15 protein-coding genes are annotated in these 24,124 nt (G+C 61.6%); 3 read left to right on the top strand and 12 right to left on the bottom strand.

The genetic code is table 11. The annotated features are described in order from the left end of the window. Positions 1-114 precede the first annotated feature (114 nt). The 9 genes from PSAKL28_RS24880 to pilM form a co-directional block, all read right to left on the bottom strand. Positions 115-1,533 carry a glutamate synthase small subunit GltD family protein gene (locus PSAKL28_RS24880; protein WP_038615530.1) on the bottom strand — a complete coding sequence of 473 codons (1,419 nt, stop codon included), beginning with the start codon at positions 1,531-1,533 and terminating at the stop codon, positions 115-117. A gap of 33 nt (positions 1,534-1,566) precedes the next feature. Next, a complete protein-coding gene (gltB, locus tag PSAKL28_RS24885; protein ID WP_038615532.1) occupies positions 1,567-6,012 on the bottom strand; it encodes a glutamate synthase large subunit in 4,446 nt (1,481 codons plus the stop codon). Positions 6,013-6,374: 362 nt separating this feature from the next. Beyond that, entirely contained in the window at positions 6,375-7,979 is a 1,605-nt protein-coding gene (locus PSAKL28_RS24890) for an AAA family ATPase (RefSeq protein ID WP_038615534.1), read from the bottom strand. Between the two features lie 16 nt (positions 7,980-7,995). After that, positions 7,996-9,093, bottom strand: coding sequence for a 3-dehydroquinate synthase (gene aroB / locus PSAKL28_RS24895; protein WP_038615536.1), 1,098 nt, complete (start codon positions 9,091-9,093; stop codon positions 7,996-7,998). A gap of 99 nt (positions 9,094-9,192) precedes the next feature. After that, positions 9,193-9,711, bottom strand: coding sequence for a shikimate kinase AroK (aroK, locus tag PSAKL28_RS24900; protein ID WP_038615538.1), 519 nt, complete (start codon positions 9,709-9,711; stop codon positions 9,193-9,195). Between the two features lie 4 nt (positions 9,712-9,715). Next, positions 9,716-10,987 carry a type IV pilus secretin PilQ gene (locus PSAKL28_RS24905; RefSeq protein ID WP_051939562.1) on the bottom strand — a complete coding sequence of 424 codons (1,272 nt, stop codon included), beginning with the start codon at positions 10,985-10,987 and terminating at the stop codon, positions 9,716-9,718. A gap of 42 nt (positions 10,988-11,029) precedes the next feature. After that, the gene (locus tag PSAKL28_RS27240; protein WP_084589144.1) at positions 11,030-11,956 is read right to left on the bottom strand and encodes a pilus assembly protein PilP; all 927 of its coding nucleotides are present in this window, start codon (positions 11,954-11,956) and stop codon (positions 11,030-11,032) included. Continuing rightward, complete coding sequence (locus tag PSAKL28_RS24920; protein ID WP_157687070.1) at positions 11,953-12,471, bottom strand: PilN domain-containing protein; 519 nt, start codon at positions 12,469-12,471, stop codon at positions 11,953-11,955. Before PSAKL28_RS24920 ends, PSAKL28_RS27240 begins: the two co-directional genes overlap by 4 nt. Continuing rightward, the gene (gene pilM / locus PSAKL28_RS24925) at positions 12,468-13,394 is read right to left on the bottom strand and encodes a type IV pilus biogenesis protein PilM (RefSeq protein WP_051939566.1); all 927 of its coding nucleotides are present in this window, start codon (positions 13,392-13,394) and stop codon (positions 12,468-12,470) included. The genes PSAKL28_RS24920 and pilM overlap by 4 nt, the downstream gene beginning before the upstream one ends. A 1,329-nt stretch (positions 13,395-14,723) precedes the next feature. On the opposite strand from pilM, the gene ltrA reads away from it, so the two are divergent. Together ltrA and PSAKL28_RS24935 are read left to right on the top strand one after the other, a co-directional pair. Next, positions 14,724-16,430, top strand: a complete 1,707-nt coding sequence (gene ltrA / locus PSAKL28_RS24930; RefSeq protein ID WP_033863259.1) for a group II intron reverse transcriptase/maturase — start codon at positions 14,724-14,726, stop codon at positions 16,428-16,430. A gap of 134 nt (positions 16,431-16,564) precedes the next feature. After that, positions 16,565-19,012, top strand: coding sequence for a penicillin-binding protein 1A (locus PSAKL28_RS24935; protein ID WP_167335156.1), 2,448 nt, complete (start codon positions 16,565-16,567; stop codon positions 19,010-19,012). Between the two features lie 179 nt (positions 19,013-19,191). Here PSAKL28_RS24935 and PSAKL28_RS24940 read toward each other — a convergent pair whose 3' ends face one another. The 3 genes from PSAKL28_RS24940 to rpmE all read right to left on the bottom strand — a co-directional run bounded on the left by PSAKL28_RS24940 (position 19,192) and on the right by rpmE (position 21,675). Then, complete coding sequence (locus tag PSAKL28_RS24940; RefSeq protein ID WP_038615549.1) at positions 19,192-20,460, bottom strand: malic enzyme-like NAD(P)-binding protein; 1,269 nt, start codon at positions 20,458-20,460, stop codon at positions 19,192-19,194. A gap of 178 nt (positions 20,461-20,638) precedes the next feature. Further along, positions 20,639-21,460 carry a thermonuclease family protein gene (locus tag PSAKL28_RS24945; RefSeq protein ID WP_038615551.1) on the bottom strand — a complete coding sequence of 274 codons (822 nt, stop codon included), beginning with the start codon at positions 21,458-21,460 and terminating at the stop codon, positions 20,639-20,641. Between the two features lie 2 nt (positions 21,461-21,462). Beyond that, entirely contained in the window at positions 21,463-21,675 is a 213-nt protein-coding gene (gene rpmE, locus PSAKL28_RS24950) for a 50S ribosomal protein L31 (RefSeq protein ID WP_038615552.1), read from the bottom strand. 168 nt (positions 21,676-21,843) lie between these two features. Here rpmE and PSAKL28_RS24955 point away from each other — a divergent pair, with 168 nt between their 5' ends. After that, positions 21,844-24,063, top strand: coding sequence for a primosomal protein N' (locus tag PSAKL28_RS24955; RefSeq protein WP_038615553.1), 2,220 nt, complete (start codon positions 21,844-21,846; stop codon positions 24,061-24,063). Positions 24,064-24,124: the final 61 nt, after the last annotated feature.

Genomic DNA, 24,124 nt, shown 5'->3' on the forward strand with positions numbered 1-24,124 from the left:
AGTACCGTGCCTTTTGTCTATCGACTTGTGACAGATCAATAGATTTGTTGAATTCATCGCGGGGCAAGCCCGCTCCCACCGGTAATCTCTGTGGGAGCGAGCTTGCCCCGCGATTCAGACTTCCAGGTAATCCAGGATCCCCTCGGCAGCATTACGCCCTTCAAAGATCGCCGTCACCACCAGGTCAGAACCGCGAACCATATCGCCACCGGCGAAGATCTTCGGATTGCTGGTCTGGTGCTTGAAGGTGTTCTTCTCCGGTGCCACAACGCGACCCTGGCTGTCAGTCTGGATGCCGAACTGCTCGAACCACGGTGCCGGGCTCGGACGGAAACCGAAGGCGATGACCACGGCATCAGCCGGGATGATCTCTTCGGAGCCCGGAATCGGCTCGGGGCTGCGACGGCCACGGGCATCCGGCTCGCCGAGACGGGTCTCGACCACCTTCACGCCTTCCACCTTGTCTTCACCGACAATCGCGATCGGCTGGCGGTTGTAGAGGAACTTCACGCCTTCTTCCTTGGCGTTCTTCACCTCTTTGCGCGAGCCCGGCATGTTCGCTTCGTCACGACGGTAGGCACAGGTCACAGCCTTCGCGCCCTGGCGGATCGAGGTGCGGTTGCAGTCCATCGCCGTGTCGCCACCACCGAGTACCACGACCTTCTTGCCCTTCATGTCGACGAAATCTTCCGGCGACTTTTCAAAGCCCAGGTTGCGGTTGACGTTGGCCACCAGGAAATCCAGGGCATCGTGCACGCCAGGCAGGTCTTCACCCGGGAAGCCGCCTTTCATGTAGGTGTAAGTGCCCATGCCCATGAACACTGCATCGAACTCTTCGAGCAGTTGTTCCATGCTGATGTCCTTGCCCACCTCGGTATTGAGGCGGAACTCGATACCCATGCCGGTGAAGACTTCGCGGCGATTGCTCAACACGGTCTTTTCCAGCTTGAACTCGGGGATGCCAAAGGTCAGCAAGCCACCGATTTCCGGGTTGCGGTCGAACACCACCGGGGTCACCCCGCCGCGCACCAGCACGTCGGCGCAGCCCAGGCCGGCCGGACCGGCGCCGATGATGGCGACACGCTTGCCGGTCGGCTTGACCTTGGACATGTCCGGGCGCCAGCCCATGGCAAAGGCGGTGTCGGTGATGTACTTCTCCACCGAACCGATGGTCACCGCGCCAAAACCGTCGTTAAGGGTGCAGGCACCCTCGCACAGGCGATCCTGCGGGCACACCCGGCCGCAGACTTCCGGCAGGGTGTTGGTCTGGTGCGACAGCTCCGCGGCCGCGAGGATGTTGCCTTCGGAGACCAGCTTCAACCAGTTGGGGATGAAGTTGTGCACCGGGCACTTCCACTCGCAGTACGGGTTGCCACAGCCCAGGCAGCGGTGGGCCTGCTCGGCCGACTGCTGGGGTTTGAAGGGCTCGTAGATTTCCACGAACTCTTTCTTGCGTTGACGCAACAGTTTCTTCTTCGGATCCTTGCGCCCGACCTCGATGAACTGGAAGTCATTACTCAGACGTTCAGCCATGTTCAAAACCTCATCAAACTCTTCAGGCGCATATCACTGCGGGTTGGCACGGGTGCTGGACAGCAGGTTCTTCAGGTTCGCCGCCTTCGGCTTGACCAGCCAGAAGCGCCGCACGTAGTCGTCCAGGTTTTCCCAGAGCTCACGCCCCCATTCGCTGCCGGTTTCTTCGACGTACTCACCGAGCACGCGCGACAGGTGGCTACGGTAAGCCTCCATCGCTTCGCCGCTGATGCGCTGGATTTCCACCAGCTCATGGTTGAGCTTGTCGACGAAGCTGTTGTCCATGTCCAGCACGTAGGCGAAACCGCCGGTCATGCCAGAGCCGAAGTTGTAGCCGGTCTTGCCCAGTACGCAGACAAAACCACCGGTCATGTATTCACAGCAGTGATCGCCTGTGCCCTCGACAATCGCATGGGCACCGGAGTTACGCACGGCAAAACGCTCGCCCGCGGTGCCGGCGGCGAACAGCTTGCCGCCGGTGGCGCCGTACAGGCAGGTGTTGCCGACAATGGCACTGTGCTGGGTGGCGAACGGGCTGCCCGCAGGCGGCACGATCACCAGCTTGCCACCGGTCATGCCTTTACCGACGTAGTCGTTGGCATCACCTTCGAGGTACATGTTCAGGCCACCGGCGTTCCACACCCCGAAGCTCTGCCCGGCAGTGCCCTTGAAGCGGAAGGTGATCGGTGCCTTGGCCATGCCCTGGTTGCCGTGCAGACGCGCGATCTCGCCGGAAATCCGTGCACCGATGGAACGGTCGCAGTTGCAGATATCCAGTTCGAACTCGGCACCGGACAGGTCGCGAATGGCCGGCAGGGCCATGTCGACCATCTTCTCGGCCAGCACACCCTTGTCGAACGGCGGGTTGCGGTCGACTTCGCAGAACTGCGGCTTGTCGGCCGGCACGTGCGGGCTGCCCAGCAACGGGCTGAGGTCCAGGTGTTTCTGCTTCTCGGTTTCGCCGGGGAGCATTTCCAGCAGGTCGGTACGCCCGATCAGCTCGCCGAGGCTGCGCACGCCGAGCTTGGCCAGCCACTCACGGGTTTCTTCGGCGACGTAGGTGAAGAAGTTCACCACCATGTCGACGGTACCGATGTAGTGGTCCTTGCGCAGCTTGTCGTTCTGCGTTGCTACGCCGGTGGCGCAGTTGTTCAGGTGACAGATACGCAGGTATTTGCAGCCCAGGGCGATCATTGGCGCGGTACCGAAGCCAAAGCTTTCGGCGCCGAGGATGGCCGCCTTGATCACATCCAGGCCGGTTTTCAGGCCGCCGTCGGTCTGCACCCGGACCTTGCCGCGCAAATCGTTGCCGCGCAGGGTCTGGTGGGTTTCAGCCAGGCCCAGTTCCCACGGGGCACCGGCGTACTTGATCGAGGTCAGCGGCGAAGCACCGGTACCACCGTCGTAACCGGAGATGGTGATCAGGTCGGCATAGGCCTTGGCCACACCGGCGGCGATGGTGCCGACGCCCGCTTCCGCCACCAGCTTGACCGAGACCAGCGCCTGCGGGTTGACCTGCTTGAGGTCGAAAATCAGCTGCGACAGGTCTTCGATCGAGTAGATGTCATGGTGCGGCGGTGGCGAGATCAGGGTTACGCCAGGCACGGCATAACGCAGCTTGGCGATCAGGCCGTTGACCTTGCCGCCAGGCAGTTGCCCGCCTTCACCGGGCTTGGCGCCCTGGGCCACCTTGATCTGCAGCACTTCGGCGTTGACCAGGTACTCGGGGGTTACACCGAAACGACCGGTGGCCACCTGCTTGATCTTGGAGCTCTTGATGGTGCCGTAGCGCGCCGGGTCTTCGCCGCCCTCACCGGAGTTGGAACGCGCGCCCAGGCGGTTCATCGCTTCGGCCAGGGCTTCATGCGCCTCCGGCGACAGCGCGCCGAGGGAGATACCGGCAGAGTCGAAGCGCTTGAGGATGGCATCCAGTGGCTCGACTTCCTCCAGCGCCAGCGGCTGCTCGGCGACCTTGACCTTGAGCAGGTCACGGATCATCGATACCGGACGCTGGTCAACCAGCGTGGTGTATTCCTTGAACTTGGCGTAGTCGCCCTGCTGCACAGCGGCCTGCAGGGTGTTGACCACATCCGGGTTGTAAGCATGGTATTCGCCACCGTGGACGAACTTCAGCAAACCGCCCTGCTGGATCGGCTTGCGCGCACTCCAGGCTTCGGCGGCGAGCAGTTTCTGCTCGTTCTCGATGTCGACGAAACGTGCGCCTTTGAGGCGGCTGGCAACGCCACGGAAGCTCAGCTCGACGACTTCCTCGGACAGGCCGACCGCCTCGAACAGCTGCGCACCACGGTAGGAACCGATGGTCGAGATACCCATCTTCGAGAGGATCTTCAGCAGGCCCTTGGAGATGCCCTTGCGGTAGTACTTGAAGACTTCGTCCAGGTCACCGAGCACTTCACCGGTGCGGATCAGGTCAGCCAGCACTTCGTAGGCCAGGTACGGGTACACCGCCGAAGCACCGAAACCGATCAGCACAGCGAAGTGATGCGGGTCGCGGGCGGTGGCAGTTTCAACCAGGATGTTGCTGTCGCAACGCAGGCCCAGTTCGGTCAGGCGGTGATGCACGGCGCCCACCGCCAGCGACGCATGCACCGGCAGTTTGCCCGGGGCGATATGGCGGTCGCTCAGCACCAGCTGGGTCTTGCCGCTGCGCACGGCCTCTTCGGCCTGGTCGGCGATATTGCGCACCGCAGCTTCCAGACCAACGCCTTCTTCGTAGTTGAGATCAATCAGCTGACGCTCGAAACCCGGACGGTCGAGGTTCATCAGTGAACGCCACTTGGCGGGCGAAATCACCGGCGAGCTGAGGATTACCCGCGAGGCGTGCTCGGGGGATTCCTGGAAGATGTTGCGTTCGGCACCCAGGCAGATCTCCAGCGACATGACGATCGCTTCACGCAGCGGGTCGATCGGCGGGTTGGTGACCTGGGCGAACTGCTGGCGGAAGTAGTCATAGGTCGAGCGCACGCGCTGGGAGAGGATCGCCATCGGCGTATCGTCGCCCATCGAACCGACCGCTTCCTGGCCTTGCTCGCCGAGCGGACGCAGGACCTGGTCACGCTCTTCGAAGGTGACCTGGAACATCTTCATGTACTGCTTGAGCTGGTCAGCGTCGTAGCTGGCCACGCCCTGGTCATCGCTGAGGTCGGCCTGGATGCGCAGGGCATTCTGGCGCAGCCAGCGCTTGTACGGGTGGCGTGACTTCAGACGGTTGTCGATGGCGTCGGTGTCGAGGATCTGGCCGGTCTCGGTGTCCACGGCGAAGATCTGGCCCGGGCCCACACGGCCTTTGGCGATCACGTCTTCAGGCTTGTAGTCCCACACGCCGATTTCCGACGCCAGGGTGATGTAGCCGTTCTTGGTGGTGACCCAGCGCGCCGGGCGCAGGCCGTTGCGGTCGAGCAGGCAGACCGCGTGGCGACCTTCGGTCAGCACGATGCCCGCAGGGCCGTCCCACGCTTCCATGTGCATGGAGTTGTATTCGTAGAAGGCACGCAGGTCGGCGTCCATAGTCTCGACGTTCTGCCACGCCGGCGGAACCAGCATGCGCACGCCACGGAACAGGTCGATGCCGCCAGTCACCATCAGCTCGAGCATGTTGTCCATGCTCGATGAGTCGGAGCCGACACGGTTGACCAGCGGACCGAGTTCTTCCAGGTCCGGGATCAGGTCGTTGGCGAACTTGGTGCGACGGGCCTGGGCCCAGTTGCGGTTGCCGGTGATGGTGTTGATCTCGCCGTTGTGGGCGAGGAAGCGGAACGGCTGCGCCAGCGGCCATTTCGGCAGGGTGTTGGTGGAGAAGCGCTGGTGGAACACGCAAATGGCGGTCTGCAGGCGCTCGTCATCCAGGTCCGGATAGAAAGCGGCGAGGTCCGCCGGCATCATCAGGCCTTTATAGATAATGGTCTTGTGCGAAAAGCTGCAGATGTAGTGGTCGGTATCGGCGGCGTTGGCCACGGACGAGCGACGACGGGCGCTGAACAGCTTGATGGCGAATTCCTGATCGCTCAGGCCTTCACCACCGACGAACACCTGCTCGATCTGCGGCAGGCGCTCCAGGGCCAGGCGGCCGAGGACGCTGGTGTCGATCGGCACCTTGCGCCAACCGACCAGCTGCAGGCCGGCGGCGAGGATCTCGCGGTTCATGTTTTCGCGGGCGGCTTCTGCTTTGGTGGTGTCCTGATTGAAGAACACCATGCCCACCGCGTATTGCTTGGGCAGCTCGGTGCCGAACTGTTCCAGGGCCACTGCGCGCAGGAACTGATCAGGTTTTTGCATCAACAGACCGCAACCGTCGCCGGTCTTGCCGTCAGCGTTGATACCACCGCGGTGGGTCATGCAGGTCAATGCCTGCATGGCTGTTTGCAGAAGGTGGTGGCTGGGTTCGCCCGTCATATGGGCGATCAGGCCGAAACCACAGTTATCCTTGAATTCTTCGGGATGGTACAGACCTGTTTTCATAGACACTTTCTCACCAGGTTCGCCTCTCACCAAGGCAAATCTCTTTTTAGTACAACCACTTACCATCCACGCCGAACGAATGCCAGCTTTGCGGGGGCAATAGGGGAGCCATTGTTGCACAGCGACAGGGAAGCCCACAAATTTACGACGAATAGTCGTAAGTCCATGTCGCATTTTTGAATGTTTTTAAGCATGCGCCGTGGTAACGGCATGGCTTGAGTCTGAAGCGTTTCAGCCTGGACTGCAAGATGGGCTTGTGGCCGGCAGTCTGGGACAGAAAAGCCTGCCGCGCAGTACGCAGCAGGCTTGACCGTAATTCAGGAGTCGCTCAGCAGGTGGCGGGGTAGTGCCACCAGGCTATATCAGCGGGTCGCGGCCAGTTCTTGTTGGACGCTGGCGACGGTACGTGGCCAAGGTTTACCAGCCTGGACCTTGGCTGGCAAGGCTTTGATTGCAGCCAGGGCGGCATCACGGCTGGCGAAGTTGCCGTAAGTGATCACGTACAGCGGCTTGCCCTGCAGGTTTTTCTTGAAGTAGCGATAGTCGCCACCCTGGGCTTTCACGTAGGCCTGGGCGGAAGCCTCGGAGCTGGTGCCGAGGATTTGCACGACATAATTGCCCGGCTTCTGCCCGGCGTACCAGCTGCCACCTGCGGCCGGCTTGGCTGCAGGCTTCTCGGCAGGTTTTGCCGCAGGCTTGGCCGTCGCAACCTGGGTAGGCGCAGGCTTGGCAGCAGGCGCAACCGGCTTGCTGGCGACCGGTGCAACCGGTTGCGGCGCCGGAGCGACAGCCTGGGCCTGGGCCACTGGTTGAGCTGGAGCAGGTGCAGGGCCGGCAGCAACGCCAGCTGGCGGGGCAATGGTGGTGACGGTCGGCGGCTGCAGCGCGGTATCACCGGCCGGGCCTCCCTCTTCGCCATCACCCATACCGGTGGACTCGGCCAGCGGGCCGCGCATCACCGGCTGCGACTGACCTACCAACGGCAGTGGCATGGGTTGCGAGTTACCGGCGAACTCGATCGCCGGGCCGCCATTGTTCGACTGTGCATTACCTGGCTGGCCCTGGCCCAGTGGCAATTGCGCTTGCTCTGCAGGCGCGGTTGGCGCCTGATCGCCTTTCTTCGGCATCAGCACCGCCGCGGCAACGGCGACCACAACGACAGCAGACAGTGCCAGCACGTGTTTCTTAGGCATATTGAACCCCATTGATGGTCGCTTGGCCGTGGTCCGGCTGGCGATCATGGCTTCGATCAAGGTATCGCGGGCGACCTGGTTGATTGCCCCAGGCCAGCCATCCGAGTTTTGGTGAATATCGACAATCTGTTCACTGGTGAACACCTCGATCCCTCGCCCGGCACCTTCCAGGCGCTGCTCGAGGTATTCCCGGGTCTCTTCTTCGCTGTACGGCGCAAGCTCGATGACATGGAAACGCTCCAGATCAGCACTGAGCTCTTCCAGCCCGGCGATCAGTGACGGCTCGCCGAACAGAAATACATGCGGACGCCCTTCCGGAGTGCCCGCCGCCAGCTCCAGCAAGGCTTGGAGTGCCGACTCGTCGAGTTGTTCCGCATCGTCCACCAACAAGTAGACTTCCTGGCCGGTCAACGCCAGTTGCACCACCTGGGCAAGCAGCTCGGGGACCTCAGGCTGGGCAACACCCAGCGCCTGGGCGACCTGGCCGAGCACGCTGGCGGCATCGCTGGCACCACGTGCGGAAACCACCACGCTTTGCACCGACTGTTTGTTGGTGCTGGCAACCAGTGCCTGGCGCAGCAGGGTCTTGCCGCTGCCCTGAGGGCCGGTTACCACCAGCAGCAGCTGGCTGTAGCGGGCCAGGTGGTGCAGTTGGCCAAGCACCGGCTTGCGCTGGGCCGGGAAGAATTTGAAACCCGGTACCCGTGCAGCGAAAGGGTCGTGGTTCAACTGGTAATGGCCGAGAAAGGCCTCGTCGGCATGCAAACTAGTCATCGGACGCTCATCAACCTCAAAGCTGGGCCACGATCGCGCGGTAATCCGCGGCCAGCGTGGCCTGAAGAATCTCTTTCGGATAGTCGTCGGTGACCACCGCTTCGCCCATACGGCTCAGCAGGACCAGACGCAGACGACCGTCGAGTACCTTTTTATCTACTGCCATGTGTTCCATGAACTGCGCCGGGGTCATTTCCTCCGGCGGCACCACCGGCAAGCCTGCCTGCTGGAACAGACGGATGCCACGATCACGCTCCTGCTGGCTGATCCAGCCCAGGCGCATGGACATTTCCAGGGCCATCACGGTACCCGCTGCCACGGCCTCGCCATGCAACCAGACACCATAGCCCATGTGGGTTTCGATGGCGTGGCCGAAGGTATGGCCGAGGTTGAGGGTGGCGCGCACGCCCGACTCGCACTCATCAGCACCGACAACGGCGGCCTTGGCTGCGCAGGAGCGCGCAATCGCCTCGGTCAGGGCAACCTGATCCAGGCCGCGCAAGGCTTCCATGTTCGCTTCGAGCCAGCCCAGGAACGGTTCGTCACAAATCAGGCCGTACTTGATCACTTCAGCAAGACCGGCCGACAACTCGCGTGGCGGCAGGGTATTGAGGCTGCGGGTGTCGATCAGCACCGCATTGGGCTGATAGAAGGCGCCGACCATGTTCTTGCCCAGCGGATGGTTGATGCCGGTCTTGCCGCCCACCGAAGAGTCGACCTGGGACAGCAAGGTCGTCGGCACCTGAATGAAGTCCACGCCACGCTGGTAGCAAGCAGCGGCAAACCCGGCCATGTCGCCGATCACCCCGCCGCCCAGAGCGACCACCGTGGTGCGACGGTCGTGGCGGGCAGTGAGCAAGGCATCGAAAATCAGCTGCAGGGTTTCCCAGTTCTTGAACGCCTCGCCATCAGGCAACACCACCGGCAGTACCGAATAGGCACCCAGGGTCTTGCTCAGACGTTCAAGATAAAGGGGCGCGACAGTCTCATTGGAGATAATGGCGACCTGCCGGCCGGCAATATGCGGCACCAGCAGTTCAGGTTGATCCAGCAGGCCTTCGCCAATGTAGATCGGGTAGCTACGTTCGCCCAATTCGACCTTTAGTGTCTGCATGTGTCCCCACAATGAACGAGGCGCGGCATCGATGGCTCGACCCGCGCGATAACGGTGTGCCCTGTCATGGCATGACTGGCCGCCGAGGATAGTCCTGGCTTAACGGGGCGGCAACTTCTGCAAGCGCTCGAGAATATCCTGCACAACCATTCGCGGCGGCCGTTCGTCGGTTTCCACTACCAGGTCTGCGATCTCGCGGTAGAGCGGATCACGGATCTCCAGCAGGGCACGCAAGGTCGCCTCTGGGTTGGCGGTGCGCAGCAATGGCCGATTGCGGTCACGCGAGGTGCGCCCGACCTGCTGCTCGACCGAGGCGTGCAGGTACACCACCCGCCCTCCGGCATGCAGGGCCTGACGATTGGCATCGCGCATCACCGCGCCTCCACCGGTGGCCAGGACCACGCCATCGAACGCGCAGAGCTCGGCGATCATCGCCTGCTCACGGTCACGAAAGCCCGGTTCGCCTTCCTTGTCGAAGATCCACGGGATATTGGCGCCGGTACGCAGTTCAATTTCCTTGTCGGAATCCTTGAACGGCAGGCGCAGCTCTTTGGCTAACAGGCGACCGATGGTGCTTTTACCAGCACCCATGGGCCCCACAAGTATCAAATTTCGCACAGAATCAACGACTCACAGCAATCGCCTGGTCACTCATGATACGCGGAGTCAGGAAGACCAGCAGCTCGGATTTTTTCTCTTGTAGAACATCGCGACGAAACAGCCGCCCAACATACGGCACATCGCCGAAAAATGGCACCTTGTCGACAACTTTACTTTGCACCGTCGAGTACACGCCACCGATCACGATGGTCTCGCCGTCCTTCACGCGGACCTTGGCATTGACCTCGTTCTTGCGGATCGGCGGCACCTGGGCCAGGGCATTGAGGTAGTCCGGCTCATCCTTGGTCACCTTCACGGCCATGATCACCCGGTTGTCCGGGGTGATCTGCGGCGTCACCTCCAACGACAGCGACGCCTCGCGGAAGGTCACAGAGGTAGCGCCACTGCCACTGGTTTCCTGATACGGTACTTCGGTGCCCTTGAGGATTCGCGCGGTTTCCTTGTCGGCGGTGACCACTTTGGGCTGGGAGATGATTTCACCATTGCCGGATTTCTCCATGGCACTGAGTTCCAGGTCGAGCAGGATGTTGTCGCGCACCAGTCCCAGGCCGATGGCCGAGCCAGCCCGCTCCGCCCCCAGGTCGACAAAGGTGTCGGCGCCACCCAGGACCAGACCACTGCCCAAATCCAGCTCCCCGCCCCAGCGCACGCCCAGGCTCCTTTCGTAGTCGACATTCGCTTCAACGATCCGCGCTTCGATCATCACCTGGCGCACCGGTATATCCAGGCGAGCGATCAACTGGCGTAATTCCTCCAGCCGCTCCGGGGTCTGGCGCGCGATCAGGGTGTTGGTTCGCTCATCGACACCCAGCGCCCCCGCAGCGGCGTCGAATGGATCGTTATCCGTCAGCGACTGGAACACTGCCGCGATGTCTGCCGCCTGGGCATAGTGAATCGGCAGCAGCTCCCGGCGCGTCGGCACCAGGCCGGCCACCTGCTGACGACCTTCCAGCAGCTGCCGCTCCTGACCGCCAAGCTCGCCAATGGGCGCCACCAGCAGGACATTGCCTTCGGTACGCCGCTCCAGCCCCTTGCTGCGCAACACCAGGTCCAGTGCCTGCTCCCAGGGCACATCCTGCAGGCGCAGGGTGACCCGGCCCTGCACCGCATCGCTGGCGACCAGGTTGATCCTGGAAAAATCAGCCAGCACCTGCAACACCGAACGCACCTCGACATCCTGGAAGTTCAACGACAGAGGCTCGCCCGGCGGCGCGCTACTGGCCGACACCGCGCAAGCAGCCTGCAGGGTAAACAACCCGGCGAACAGCGCCATACTCCATCCTGCCTTCATCTGCGACCTCCCTGGTCCACTGCTTTATCCCGCGCCTGCAGGCTGCTTCAGGCGCAGCGTTCGACGCCGCTCGACCCAGCCCTTGCCCACCTCAAATACCTGCTCGGCTACTTCGATCTGCTGTTCCTCAATGCCCACGACCTGCCCCTGATCCCGCCCCAGGCGATCACCCAGCTGCAGGCGATGGACGACGCCAGCGACTTGCAACAAGGCAAACCGCACCGAACCACGGGCAAGACTGCCAATCATCTCGAACTGGTCGAGTGGCAAGGCTTCCAGGTACTGGCGGTGCTGCATCTGGGAGGAAGGCTCGAACGGACTTCGCGAAACGTCCGGCGCCGCAGGTACAGGCCCTGACTCCAGCCCGGAAAGGCCAGAGACCGCACTCGCCAGCTGGCTGCGGTAGGCGCTGAGCTGCACCTTTAAACGCAGGCCAGTCTGCGTCGGCAGCAAAGAGAAATCCTGCAAAGTAATGAGTCGAGGCAGGTACGCAAGGCCATGGACAAAGGCAAGCAAGGCCGGGTATGTACCCTGCAACTGAAGCTGCATGGGCTGTTCGATGTGTTGGTCATGGTGGATTTCCGCCAACAGCTCCACCTGCTCGACGAACACTCCACTCGATTGCCCCTGATAGGCAATGCTTTCCAGCAAATCAGCCAACTCACCACCTGCGGCCAACCTCCAGCGCGCCTCATCAAGGCGCTGGTATGCCACAGCCAGTTGTGCCTCATGGGCGGCAAGCGCCTGCGCACCTGCGGCCTTCTCTGCCTGCTCGATCCGCAAGAACTGCGACTGTTCGGCGCCCTGCTCTATCTCGATGAAAAGCGCCCGCAGATGAACGCTGTAAGCAAGCCCCAGCAACAGCGCCAGACACCCCGCCAGCAATAGCGCTTGCCTGATCGTTGAGCCCGACGCCCACTGCTGCCATCGAGCGATGGCCGGGAAGTTCAAGGCTCGCCCCTCAAGGTCACGCTCAGCTCGAACATCTCCCCCTCATCCACTGCCTTCATGTGCTGCAGCTCGGCCTTAACGAGCGCACAAGAAAGGTTGCGCAGCAGTTGCGCGACCAATGAACCGGAGTGCGCCAGCCCATGGACATGCAGGCGCGCACCTTGCCGCGTCAGCGCCGTGAGCTGCACCCCAGGGGGCACAACGCGCTCAAGCTGCTCAAGAAGATCCACCAGGAATACGCGCTTGCCCTGCAGAGACTCCAGCGCCTGCAGCCTGTCCTGGATCTGCTCCTGCTCAATTTTGTGCTGCGCCACCTGTGCCAGCTGGCTATCGAGGCCGTCGATAATCAGCCGGATCGCGGCGTGTTCAACGACGTGGCGCTGCTGCACCTGGCGCCCCAGATAATCCGTCAGCACGGTAACAAGTACCGCCATCAGCCCTACGCCGAACAGCGCCAGCTGCATGCGCCGGATACCGGCCTGAAGCTGTTGCTCCCGCCAGGGCAGCAGATTCAAGCCAGGCATCGATCGCCCTCGCGCATTGCCAACCCGCAAGCGACTGCAAGACACGAGGCCTGCGCCGTCAAAGCAGAGGATTGCAGACCCGACGCCAGCAGCAGATGCTTGAATGGATCGGCATGACGCACCTTAAGGCCGAGGCGCTGCTGCAGTTGCCGAGGCAAGCCCGGATCCACCGTAGCGGCCCCCGCGAGCAGCAACTGATCTGGTAATGCCCTCCCCGGACTGGACAACAGGTAGTTATCCACAGCCGTTGCCAAGCACTGCACAAAGTCCCCCGGAGCAGGCATACGAACTTCGCGACGCATCGACACAGGCCCTTCGCCCCGCTCGTGAATGGCCAGAACATCGGTTTCGGCCTGCAGTAACAGGCCATCGACCTGTAACGCACGCTGCAAGGCGTGACTGTCGGGCTCAACCACACAGGCCCGCACACCCGCGGTTTCAAGACTGGCCTGGAGAACATCCAGCAACGCCAGATGACAAGCGGCAACGACAACCCGCTGGCGCTGCGACGCGTCAGGATCGAGACCCATGACCTGAAAGTCGATTGCCGCATCCTCAAGTGCAAACGGAACGAACTGACCGGCATCGGCTGGCAGACGCTCGATAATCGCTTCGTCGTCCAGATCAGCCGACATCGACAGCAGCTTTTCGATCACCAGCCCGGCTGGCAGCGCAACGGCCGCTCTGCGCACCGATCCAGCGCTACGCCGAACAGCCTGAAGCAGGGCTGCCCCGACCTGCTCGGGATCTGCAATCCAGCCATTGTGCATGGCCGTCGCCGGCAAGGGCTCGAGCGCCCAGGCCTGTACGCTGTAGCGGCCACGGTGGCGGCGCAGACGCACCAGCCTGATGAACGGAGGGGTAATTTCTATCCCCAGAAGTGAACCGGCATCCTTGCCAAGGCGTCCAAGCATCGGTTTTCCTTTGATCGCTGCAGGTCAACAGGGGCTATGCCCCGTCAAACCTGGCTGATTCCCTGACGGGCGCGGCAATAACGCGCCCGTGCGAAAAATGCTTATAATGCCCAGCGTTGTGCGACACGTGTAACGTGTCTCCCGTCCCAAGCTGTAGGGTCAGCTTGAGAGATTCCCAAAGGAATCAAATACTTGGGTATCCATCCCCTTGAACCAAAACCCGCCCAGAGGTCCCTCGCCTTAAAGGACTTGCCGCAGCGGCGGTGGCAAAACCCCTAGGTCGCTGAGCACTCGGAAGCGCGACTGCGGACCGATTTCATCGGTCTTGGAGTGCCATTCGTCGGAAAGTGATATGTACGAAATGAGTCATGACACATTTGGCATCATTTGCCTCACTAGCCTCCTAATCTTTTGCTTAGGGCTGGCAACGTGGGCCAACTGGTCAGAGGTCAAGAAACTTTTCAAACGGTCACCTCCACGACACTAACTCAAGCCCTTGCGGCTTCAACCCTCGCGGGAGAAATCCCCGCTGGGGTTTCTCCTGCCTCAAAACAGGAGTAACCCAACCTAAGTGAGCCGCCACAGCGGTCCCCACTTCTTCCAAACGGAGACATGAGCGAAAGCTCTGTCTGTCATTGTCCAACCATCGCTAATACAGGATGGCAGCGGACTCGTTGTGCGACCAACGGTAGCCTACGACGGCGTGCATCACTAGTAATGGTGGTGTTCGAAGCCCGTCCGACAATGTAGCCCCCCTTCAAGGGGTGCCGCTCTCCTGCGAGGGAGGCGGTAGATACTCGGAGCAGTACCGGGTTGAGGCGCTAGGCTGACTGGTATGGACAACATACGTGAACTGCTAATAAACACCGTAAGCATTACCAAGCCAAAACTGCTGTTAGGCTTGAACCAAAAGGTACGCGGTCGGTTATCTCCGTGGCGCTTGGGGATACGTCGCCTCATATGATCGCCGGTGAAAAGGCAGGTCCTAACCCAGTCGTGTGACAGATAGGGAACGTGGTAAGCCCGTATCGCTGCCCTTGGGCAGGTGAACCGTAAGGGACACTGTTAGCGGTGCGGGTATGGGATCGCAGAGAAAGCGAATGCCAGGCTGTAATGGCCTGGATAGGGGTTGGAACATCACCCCACGGGAAAACCGGGCAGACTTCTGCGTGGTCTTCCATCGCAATAACTCTGACTGAGACCGTCTCATTAACTTCAGGGCCTAGCTCCAATTGGCCCTTGATAACCCTACCCTGACGGGGTGCATGCACCCCTCAGGGGGTACGTGCGCCTTCCGCTCGGGTGGTTTCACTTTGAGAGGAAAGCAGCATGATAGAGCTCAGCCAGCAAGGTGAGTCTGCGCTTTCCGGCACTCCGCAACAGTGGCACGACGTCGATTGGCGCCGAGCCCAGCGGAATGTCCGGGGAATGCAGATGCGAATTGCGAAGGCTTGTCGGGAAGGCAAATGGCGCAGAGTCAAATCTCTGCAACGGATGCTCACCCGCTCGAAGTCGGCCAGATACTTGGCTGTACGGAGAGTCACGGAAAATCAGGGGAGCCGCACGGCGGGAGTCGATAAGCAACTCTGGGATACACCCAACGCAAAATGGAATGCGGTTGGTCAGTTGAAGACGCGGGGATACAAGGCTCGGCCACTACGGCGAGTCTACATCCCGAAGTCGGATGGACGGGAACGCCCACTGGGTATACCGACCATGACGGACAGAGCCATGCAAGCGCTGTATATGCTGGCTCTGTCCCCCATCGCTGAAACCCGAGGCGACCCGAATAGCTACGGCTTCAGGATCGAACGTTCCACGGCGGATGCGATGGCGCAGTTGTTCTTGTGTCTATCCAAACGGGCTTCGGCCTGCTGGGTATTGGACGCAGACATCGAAGGGTTCTTCGACAACATCAACCACGACTGGCTGTTAAGAAATGCCCCAACGGAAACACGGGTGCTGCGGCAATGGTTAAAGGCCGGGGTCATCCACAAGGGGCAGCTACACGCAACGGATGCAGGTACGCCGCAAGGGGGGATTATCTCCCCGACGCTGGCAAATCTGGCACTGGATGGTCTGGAAACGCTCCTCAAGGAATACCTGGGAGTGACAAGGGCGAAAAAGCTGAAGGTGAACGTGGTGCGATACGCCGACGACTTCGTGATCACAGGGGCCTCTCCGGAGGTGCTGGAGAATGAAGTAAAACCTTGGGTAGAGCAGTTCCTCGCAACGCGCGGGCTACGGTTGTCACTCAAGAAAACGCGCATCGTCCACATCGACGAAGGCTTTGACTTCCTTGGCTGGAATTTCCGGAAGTACGACGGAACGTTACTGATCAAGCCGAACAAGAAGAACGTCAAGGCGTTCTACAGCAAGATCAGAGAGGCAATCGACTCTCACAAGACGGTCAAGCAGGAGGATCTGATCCGACTGCTCAACCCGAAACTGAGGGGCTGGGCGCTGTACCATCAACCAGTCGTCGCGAAACAGGCTTACAGCCGAATGGACCACAGAGTGTTTATCAAACTCTGGCGTTGGGCGAAGAGGCGACACCCTAACAAGTCCCTCGACTGGGTAAGGAAGAAGTATTTCCGGACCTCAGGAGACAGGAGCTGGGTGTTTGCCACCACAGTGGTAGATGCAGACGGAGGTAAAAGGGAGGTCGAGCTGTACTCGCTCGCGAGTACTCCGATCGAGCGACACAAAAAGGTGAGTGGGGATTACAACCCCTACGATCCCGCCATGGAGGCTCAAGGCGAGAAACTGCGGATGGACCGGATGCTGAGCAAGCTCAAATACCGGAAACAAATCGGCAGCCTCTTTGCCAGTCAAAATGGACTGTGTCTGCTGTGTAAGCAACCGATTACCAGAGAGACAGGGTGGCATGACCACCACGTCGTACACCGCTCCCTCGGCGGTGGAGACGAACTGGCCAATCGGGTACTCTTACACCCTAACTGCCACAACCAACTGCATACTCGTGGCCTGCACGTGAACAAACCGGCTTCCATCGGAAGCTTAGCGAAGGCTTGAGCCGTATGCGCTGAAAGGCGCACGTACGGTTCTTAGGGGGGAGTCAGCCAGGAATGGCTGGCTCCCACCCGACTTTCCTTGTCCGCTGGCCCTGCGCGCAACCCACTCTTTTATCTGGACGCCCAAAAGCCTTGATACGCCTGCTGAAGTTCTTCTGGTGGTCTTTCGTCGCAGTCATTTGCGCAATCGTGCTCGGTCTGAGCGGCGCGTTTCTGTATCTTAGCCCCAGCTTGCCCTCGGTAGAGGCCCTCAGAAGCATCCAGTTGCAGATCCCTTTGCGGGTCTACAGCAGCGACGGAAAATTGATCGCCGAGTTTGGCGAGATGCGCCGTTCTCCCATCCGTTTCGCCGACATTCCACCCCATTTCATCCAGGCTTTGCTCTCGGCCGAAGACGACAATTTCGCCAATCACTATGGGGTCGACCCCAGTAGCTTGATGCGTGCTGCAACACAATTGCTCAAGTCCGGGCACATTCAAACCGGCGGCAGCACCATCACCATGCAGGTGGCGAAGAACTTCTTCCTCAGCAGTGAGCGCAGCTTCTCGCGCAAAACCAACGAAATCCTCCTGGCCTTGCAGATCGAACGCGAGCTGACCAAGGACGAGATCCTCGAGCTGTACGTCAACAAGATCTACCTGGGCAACCGCGCCTACGGCATCGAAGCTGCGGCACAGGTGTACTACGGCAAGTCGATCCGCGACATCAGCCTGGCGCAGATGGCCATGATCGCCGGCCTGCCCAAGGCGCCGTCGCGCTTCAACCCGCTGGCCAACCCGGTGCGTGCTAAAGAGCGCCGCGACTGGATCCTCGGGCGCATGTACAAGCTGGGCAAAATTGATGAGGCGAGCTACCAGGCCGCCCTGGCCGAGCCGATCAACGCCAGCTACCACGTGCCGACGCCAGAAGTCCGCGCCCCTTACATCGCCGAGATGGCCCGCGCCGAAATGGTTGGCCGGTACGGCAGCGACGCCTACACCGAAGGTTTCCGGGTTACCACCACGGTACCGAGCGACCTACAGGAAATCGCCAACAAAGCCGTCCTCGATGGCCTCAGCGCCTACGATGAGCGTCATGGCTATCGCGGCCCTGAAGCCCGCTTCCCGGGCAAGACCCGCGCCGCCTGGCTGCAGGAACTCGGCAAACAGCGCCCGCTGGGCGGCCTGGAGCCAGTGATTGTCACTCAGGTCGACAAGACCGGCCTGCAGGTACTGACCCGTGCCGACAGCCTGGAGCATGTGGCCTGGGACACCATGAAATGGGCCCGCCCGTTCCTCAACACCAACAGCCAGGGGCGTGCGCCGCAACAGCCTTCTGACGTTGCCCAGGTCGGCGACCTGATCCGCGTCCAGCGTCTGGACAACGGCAACCTAAAGTTCAGCCAGGTGCCGGGCGCGCAAAGTGCGCTGGTCTCGCTCGATCCCAACAGCGGCGCCATCCGCGCCCTGGTTGGCGGTTTCTCCTTCGAACAGAGCAACTACAACCGCGCCATGCAGGCCAAGCGTCAGCCGGGCTCGAGCTTCAAGCCTTTCGTCTACAGCGCAGCGCTGGACAACGGCTACACCGCCGCCAGCCTGGTCAACGACGCGCCGATCGTGTTCGTCGACGAATACCTGGACAAGGTCTGGCGTCCGAAGAACGACACCAACACCTTCCTCGGCCCGATCCGCATGCGTGAAGCGCTGTACAAGTCGCGCAACCTGGTGTCGATCCGCTTGCTGCAGGCCATGGGTGTCGGTCCGACCATCGACTACATCAGCAAGTTCGGCTTCAACAAGCAGGACCTGCCACCCAACCTGTCCCTGGCTCTGGGCACCGCCACCCTGACCCCGATGGAAATCGCCACCGGCTGGAGCACCTTTGCCAACGGCGGTTACAAGATCACGCCATACCTGATCGAACGCATCGAAAGCCGTAACGGTGAAACCCTGTTTACCGCCAACCCGCCACGGGTGCCGCAAGCGGAACAGGTCGAATCCGGTATCGCCGCGCCAGAAGCGCCGATCAGCACCCAGCTCCCCGGCGAAGCGGCGGCCACGCCTGCCAGCAACCAGCCTGCCTTCCCGCAGGCGCCAGCAGTGGCCGAACGCATCATCGACGGTCGCACCACCTACATCCTCACCAGCATGCTCCAGGACGTGATCAAGCGCGGTACCGGGCGGCGCGCCCTGGCCCTGGGCCGCACTGACCTTGCGGGCAAGACCGGCACCACCAACGAATCCAAGGATGCCTGGTTCTCCGGCTACAACGCCGATCTGGTGACCACCGTCTGGAGCGGTTTCGACCAGCCTGAAACCCTGGGCCGCCGTGAGTACGGTGGCACCGTGGCGTTGCCAATCTGGATGAACTTCATGGGCCCGGCGCTCAAAGACAAACCTAACCACGCTCCGGCCGAACCGGAAGGCATCCTCAGCCTGCGGGTTGATCCGGTCAGTGGCCGGGCAGCAACGCCGAGCACGCCGAACGCCTACTTCGAGCTGTTCAAAGCCGAGGACACACCGCCATCGGTCAACGAGCTGAATGGCTCGGCGCCGGGCAGCCCGCTGCCAGCGGACGAAGCGGCGCCAATCGACCTGTTCTGACCGGCCATCGGTGGGAGCGGGCTTGCCCCGCGATGCGATGCGACTGATACACCGCAATCGCGGGTCAAGCCCGCTCCCACCCGAGGTGTAAACGCGACATCAGAAACAAAAAGCCCGACTCTCACGGGCGGCTTTTTTATGCGGGTTGCAGCTAATCGCGGGTCAAGCCCGCCCCCACATTAGCCGTTGAACACGTCATCCACGCTTTTCAGCGGGTAGTTCTTCGGATACGGCAGGGTTGCCACGCCGGTTTCGATCGCAGCCTTGGCCACGGCGTCGGAAACGACGGTGATCAGACGGGCATCCATTGGCTTCGGAATGATGTACTCACGACCGAACTCCAGCGCGTCGACGCCGTAGGCTGCGCAGACTTCCTTCGGCACTGGCAGCTTGGCCAGATCCTTCAGGGCGTTGGCGGCAGCGATCTTCATCTCTTCGTTGATGCGCTTGGCGCGAACGTCCAGAGCACCACGGAAGATGAACGGGAAGCCCAGCACGTTGTTGACCTGGTTCGGATAGTCGGAACGACCGGTGGCCATGATCACGTCGCTACGGGTGGCGTGCGCCAGCTCTGGAGCGATTTCCGGATCCGGGTTGGAGCAGGCGAAGACGATCGGGTTTGGCGCCATCGACTTCAGACCTTCAGCGCTCAGCAGGTTCGGGCCGGACAGCCCCACGAACACGTCAGCGCCGTCCAGGGCATCAGCCAGCGTGCGCTTGTCGGTCGCGTGGGCGAACACCGCCTTGTACTGGTTCAGGTCGTCACGGCCAGCGTGGATCACGCCAGTACGGTCAACCATGAAAATGTTCTCGATCTGCGCACCCATGCTCACCAGCAACTTCATGCAGGAGATGGCGGCAGCGCCGGCGCCCAGGCAGACGATCTTGGCATCAGCCAGGGTTTTGCCAGCGATTTCCAGGGCGTTGATCATGCCGGCGGCGGTAACGATCGCGGTGCCGTGCTGGTCATCGTGGAATACCGGGATGTCGCACTGTTCGATCAGGGTGCGCTCGATCTCAAAGCACTCTGGCGCCTTGATGTCTTCCAGGTTGATGCCACCGAAGGTGATGGAGATGCGGCGGACGGTGTCGATGAAAGCCTGCGGGCTCTCCGACTCGACTTCGATGTCGAAAACGTCGATGCCGGCGAAACGCTTGAACAGAACACCCTTGCCTTCCATGACTGGCTTGGACGCCAGTGGGCCGAGGTTACCCAGGCCAAGGATGGCGGTGCCGTCGGAAATGACTGCTACCAGATTGCCCTTGCCGGTGTACTGGTACGCCAGCTCTGCGTCGCGAGCAATTTCGCGTACCGGCTCGGCCACGCCAGGGCTGTAGGCCAGCGCCAGGTCGCGAGCAGTCGCGGTAGGTTTGGTGAGCTCGACGCTCAGTTTCCCCGGACGAGGCTGAGCATGATATTCGAGAGCGGCGGTTTTCAAATCTGACATGGTGGGCATTCCGCTATTTACTGTTCTGACGGACCGCCGAGGATACGCAAAGAGCAAAGGGCCGACAAGACTGGTCGGTCACTTGTGTCAAGGCCTTTAACCTACGACTTTCCGCCAAGAGCCGCAGCCCGCAAGGGTTTCAATGTGTACAATCGAAGAAAAAAATGTCCACAATTTTTTATCTTTCGACCCGTTCCAGCATTGAAGGATCAGTCAAAGGCAGCAACCAACGCTTCTGCCCGGCTTTCAGGCCGCCTTTGCGGGAACGATCCAGCACCCAACCTCGCGCTTCGACGCTCCGGCCTTTGAGCCCATCAACGATGGCTGGAGGAAAATTACGCTGCAGGCGCGCCGGGACCTGAAGCACCAGCGCATCGTCGATTTCGATCCAGATACCACCGCGATTGCGCTCGATAGCCGTGACTTGACCGCCGATCAAGGCAAAACCGGATTGCCGTATCTGGGTCGCAGGGATCACCGGGGATTGCCGCCATACCCCAGCCTTCAGCTGACGGGCGGCACGCTCGGCCTGCTGCTGACAGTCGCTCAGCGACACGTTCGGCGCTACGGCAACCCGATAGCCAAAGCCCTCGCTGAGCAGTTGTGCTTCGAAATTGTCGCCAGAGCTGCCATAGATGTGCGCCAGGGTGCGCCCGTACTTGTCCTTGGACTCGACGCCCGGCACCAGCCCGACCTCACTCCCATTGGCCTTGACCAGGGCCTGCAAACGCTGGCGAGCAGCCTCGGCGAAGGGCTCGCTGGTTCGGCCCTTGCGGCCGATTTCCGGGGTATTGATGCCAATCAGGCGAACGCTGCGGCCATCATTCAGACGCAAGGTATCGCCATCGACCACTTGGCGCACGGCAACCTGCTGGGGATCGACCGGCAGCGGGCAAAAGGCCAGTGCCGGCAACTGCCAGATTGCGCCCACAAAAAAGGCGCCCACAAGGGACGCCTTTTTCAGCAGCATTGCCAGACCCATCGGGCCGGCTACGCGCAATCTTACTTCTTGCCGAACGCTGCGAAGCGATCTTCGAAGCGCTTGACACGGCCGCCGGTATCCAGAGTCTTCTGCTTACCGGTGTAGAACGGGTGGCACTCGTTGCATACGTCGGTACCCAGCGGGGAGCACAGGGTCGAACGAGTTTCGAACTTGTTACCGCAGCTGCAGGTGACTGCGATTACTTCATAATTCGGGTGAATTTCTGGCTTCATGGTCACTTCCTCGACTGCGTGCCGCCACCCAACACCATTGTTGAATACCGCACGTAATTAGGCGGCGAATAATACCAGAGCATCCAGGCAACGCAAGTTGTCGCTTGCACCGGCTGTCGTCTGCTAGGCTCGCCGGGTCTTGGAAATCCCCTTCAGAGAACTCATCGCGTGTCCGACGTCATTCTGCGCCTCGCCCTGCCCTCGCCCCTGCGGCGGCTGTTCGACTACAGGGCCCCGGCGAGCATGGCGCGCCAGGCGCTGAGCCCCGGCATGCGTATTCGCGTGCCGTTCGGGCGACGGGAAATGATCGGCATCCTGATCGAAATCACCGACAAGAGCGAGGTCCCGGCAGACAAACTCAAGCCTGCGATCGCCCTGCTCGACCCGGTTTCGCCGCTGCCCCCGGCACTGTTCAAACTCTGCCTGTGGACAGCCCAGTACTATCAACACAGCCTTGGCGACACGTTGAGCTGGGCCCTGCCGGTGCTATTGCGCCAGGGCGAACCGGCCGAAGCCCGCCAGGAACGTTTCTGGCAAGTCGCGCCGGGCGCCCGCCAGGACGATCCGCGCATCGCCCGTGCACCTCGCCAACGCGAAGCCCTGGCGACACTGGCGCAACACCCTCACGGGGTCGCACATACCTTGTTAAGCAAACTGATGCTGAGCAAGGACAGCCTCGACCTGTTGCTGGCCAAAGAGCTGGTTCAGGTCGAAGTGCGCCGCCACCTGCCCCAGGAACGCCATGAGCACTGGCTGGCGCAACCCGAGCTGCCACTCAACGACGAACAACGCGCAGCCTTCAATGCCGTGCGTTCGGGCTTTGACAGCTTTCATGCCTTCCTGCTTGCCGGCGTCACCGGCAGCGGCAAGACCGAGGTCTACCTACAGCTGATCCGCGAAACCCTTGAAGCCGGCAAGCAGGCGCTGATCCTGATTCCGGAAATCAACCTCGGGCCGCAGACCCTGGCGCGCTTCGAACAGCGTTTCAATGCCCGTATCGCCCTGCTGCACTCGGCAGTCAACGACCGCGAGCGCCTGGACGCCTGGCTGGCGGCCCGCGACGGCGAGGCCGATATCATCATCGGCACCCGCTCGGCACTGTTCACGCCGATGAAGCACCCCGGCCTGATCATCATCGACGAGGAGCACGACGGCTCATATAAGCAGCAAGAAGGCTTGCGCTACCATGCCCGCGATCTGGCCCTGGTGCGGGCGCGCCAGGAAAACATCCCGATCCTGCTCGGCTCGGCGACGCCGTCACTGGAAAGCCTGCACAACGCCCACAGCGGCCGCTATGGCCTGCTGCGCCTCAATCAGCGCGCCGGCGGCGCCCAGCAGCCACGTTTTCTGCGCCTGGACGTCAAAAGCCGGCCGCTGGACAGCGGTATCAGCGGCCCCATGCAGCAGGCCATCGGCCAGACCCTGGCCGCCGGCCAGCAAGTGCTGGTGTTCCTCAATCGCCGCGGCTTTGCCCCGACCCTGCTGTGCCACGATTGCGGCTGGATGTCCGAGTGCCCGCGTTGCGACGCACGCATGACCGTCCACCAACGCTCCAACGAACTGCGCTGCCACCACTGCGGCTACGACGAACGTGTGCCGCGCCAGTGCCCGCAATGCAACAAAGTCGACCTGCGCCCGGTGGGCGCCGGCACTGAGCGGGCCGAAGAACGCCTGAGCATTCTGTTCCCCGACTTCCCGGTGCTACGCGTGGACCGTGACAGCACCTCGCGCAAAGACGCCATGAACCAATTGTTCAACACCATCCAGCGCGGCCAGCCGTGCATCCTGGTCGGCACCCAGATGCTCGCCAAAGGGCACCACTTCCCGCGGGTGACCCTGGTGGCGATTCTCGATGCCGATGGCGGCCTGTTCTCCGGCGATTTCCGCGCCAGCGAGCGCATGGCCCAGCTGATCGTGCAGGTTGCCGGTCGGGCGGGACGCGCCGAGGAGCCAGGCAAGGTGATTATCCAGACCCACCTGGCCGACCACCCGCTGCTGGTGCAATTGACCGAACAGGGTTACTTCGCCTTTGCCGAGCAGGCCCTGAGCGAGCGCCGCGCGGCGGGACTGCCACCCTTTGCCCACCTCGCCCTGCTGCGCGCCGAAGCGCACAAGCCGGGGCAGGCCGAGAGTTTCCTCGACGAAGCCTGCAGCGCAGCCGAACAACTGCTCGCGGAACACAAGCTGCAGGGCATCGAGCTGTTGGGCCCGGTACCGGCACCGATGGAACGACGTGCGGGGCGTTTTCGTGCACAACTATTGCTCCAGGCCAATGCGCGGGCGCCTTTGCATCGACTGATCAGTGCCTGGTTGCTACTGTTGGAACAAATGCCGTCCGGGCGCCAGGTACGTTGGTCTTTGGATGTAGATCCGGTGGATCTGTACTGATCGCGGGGCAAGCCCGCTCCCACAGAGGGTCTGTGGGAGCGGGCTTGCCCCGCGATTAAAG

The sequence above is a fragment of the Pseudomonas alkylphenolica genome (assembly GCF_000746525.1).
Classification (GTDB): Bacteria; Pseudomonadota; Gammaproteobacteria; order Pseudomonadales; family Pseudomonadaceae; genus Aquipseudomonas; species Aquipseudomonas alkylphenolica.

Coding starts and splice junctions, on each gene's coding strand:
- PSAKL28_RS24880 (WP_038615530.1), bottom strand. CDS start 1,533: ATGGCTGAACGTCTGAGTAATGACTTCCAGTTCATCGAGGTCGGGCGC.
- gltB (WP_038615532.1), bottom strand. CDS start 6,012: ATGAAAACAGGTCTGTACCATCCCGAAGAATTCAAGGATAACTGTGGT.
- PSAKL28_RS24890 (WP_038615534.1), bottom strand. CDS start 7,979: ATGACTAGTTTGCATGCCGACGAGGCCTTTCTCGGCCATTACCAGTTG.
- aroB (WP_038615536.1), bottom strand. CDS start 9,093: ATGCAGACACTAAAGGTCGAATTGGGCGAACGTAGCTACCCGATCTAC.
- PSAKL28_RS24905 (WP_051939562.1), bottom strand. CDS start 10,987: ATGGCGCTGTTCGCCGGGTTGTTTACCCTGCAGGCTGCTTGCGCGGTG.
- pilM (WP_051939566.1), bottom strand. CDS start 13,394: ATGCTTGGACGCCTTGGCAAGGATGCCGGTTCACTTCTGGGGATAGAA.
- ltrA (WP_033863259.1), top strand. CDS start 14,724: ATGATAGAGCTCAGCCAGCAAGGTGAGTCTGCGCTTTCCGGCACTCCG.
- PSAKL28_RS24940 (WP_038615549.1), bottom strand. CDS start 20,460: ATGTCAGATTTGAAAACCGCCGCTCTCGAATATCATGCTCAGCCTCGT.
- rpmE (WP_038615552.1), bottom strand. CDS start 21,675: ATGAAGCCAGAAATTCACCCGAATTATGAAGTAATCGCAGTCACCTGC.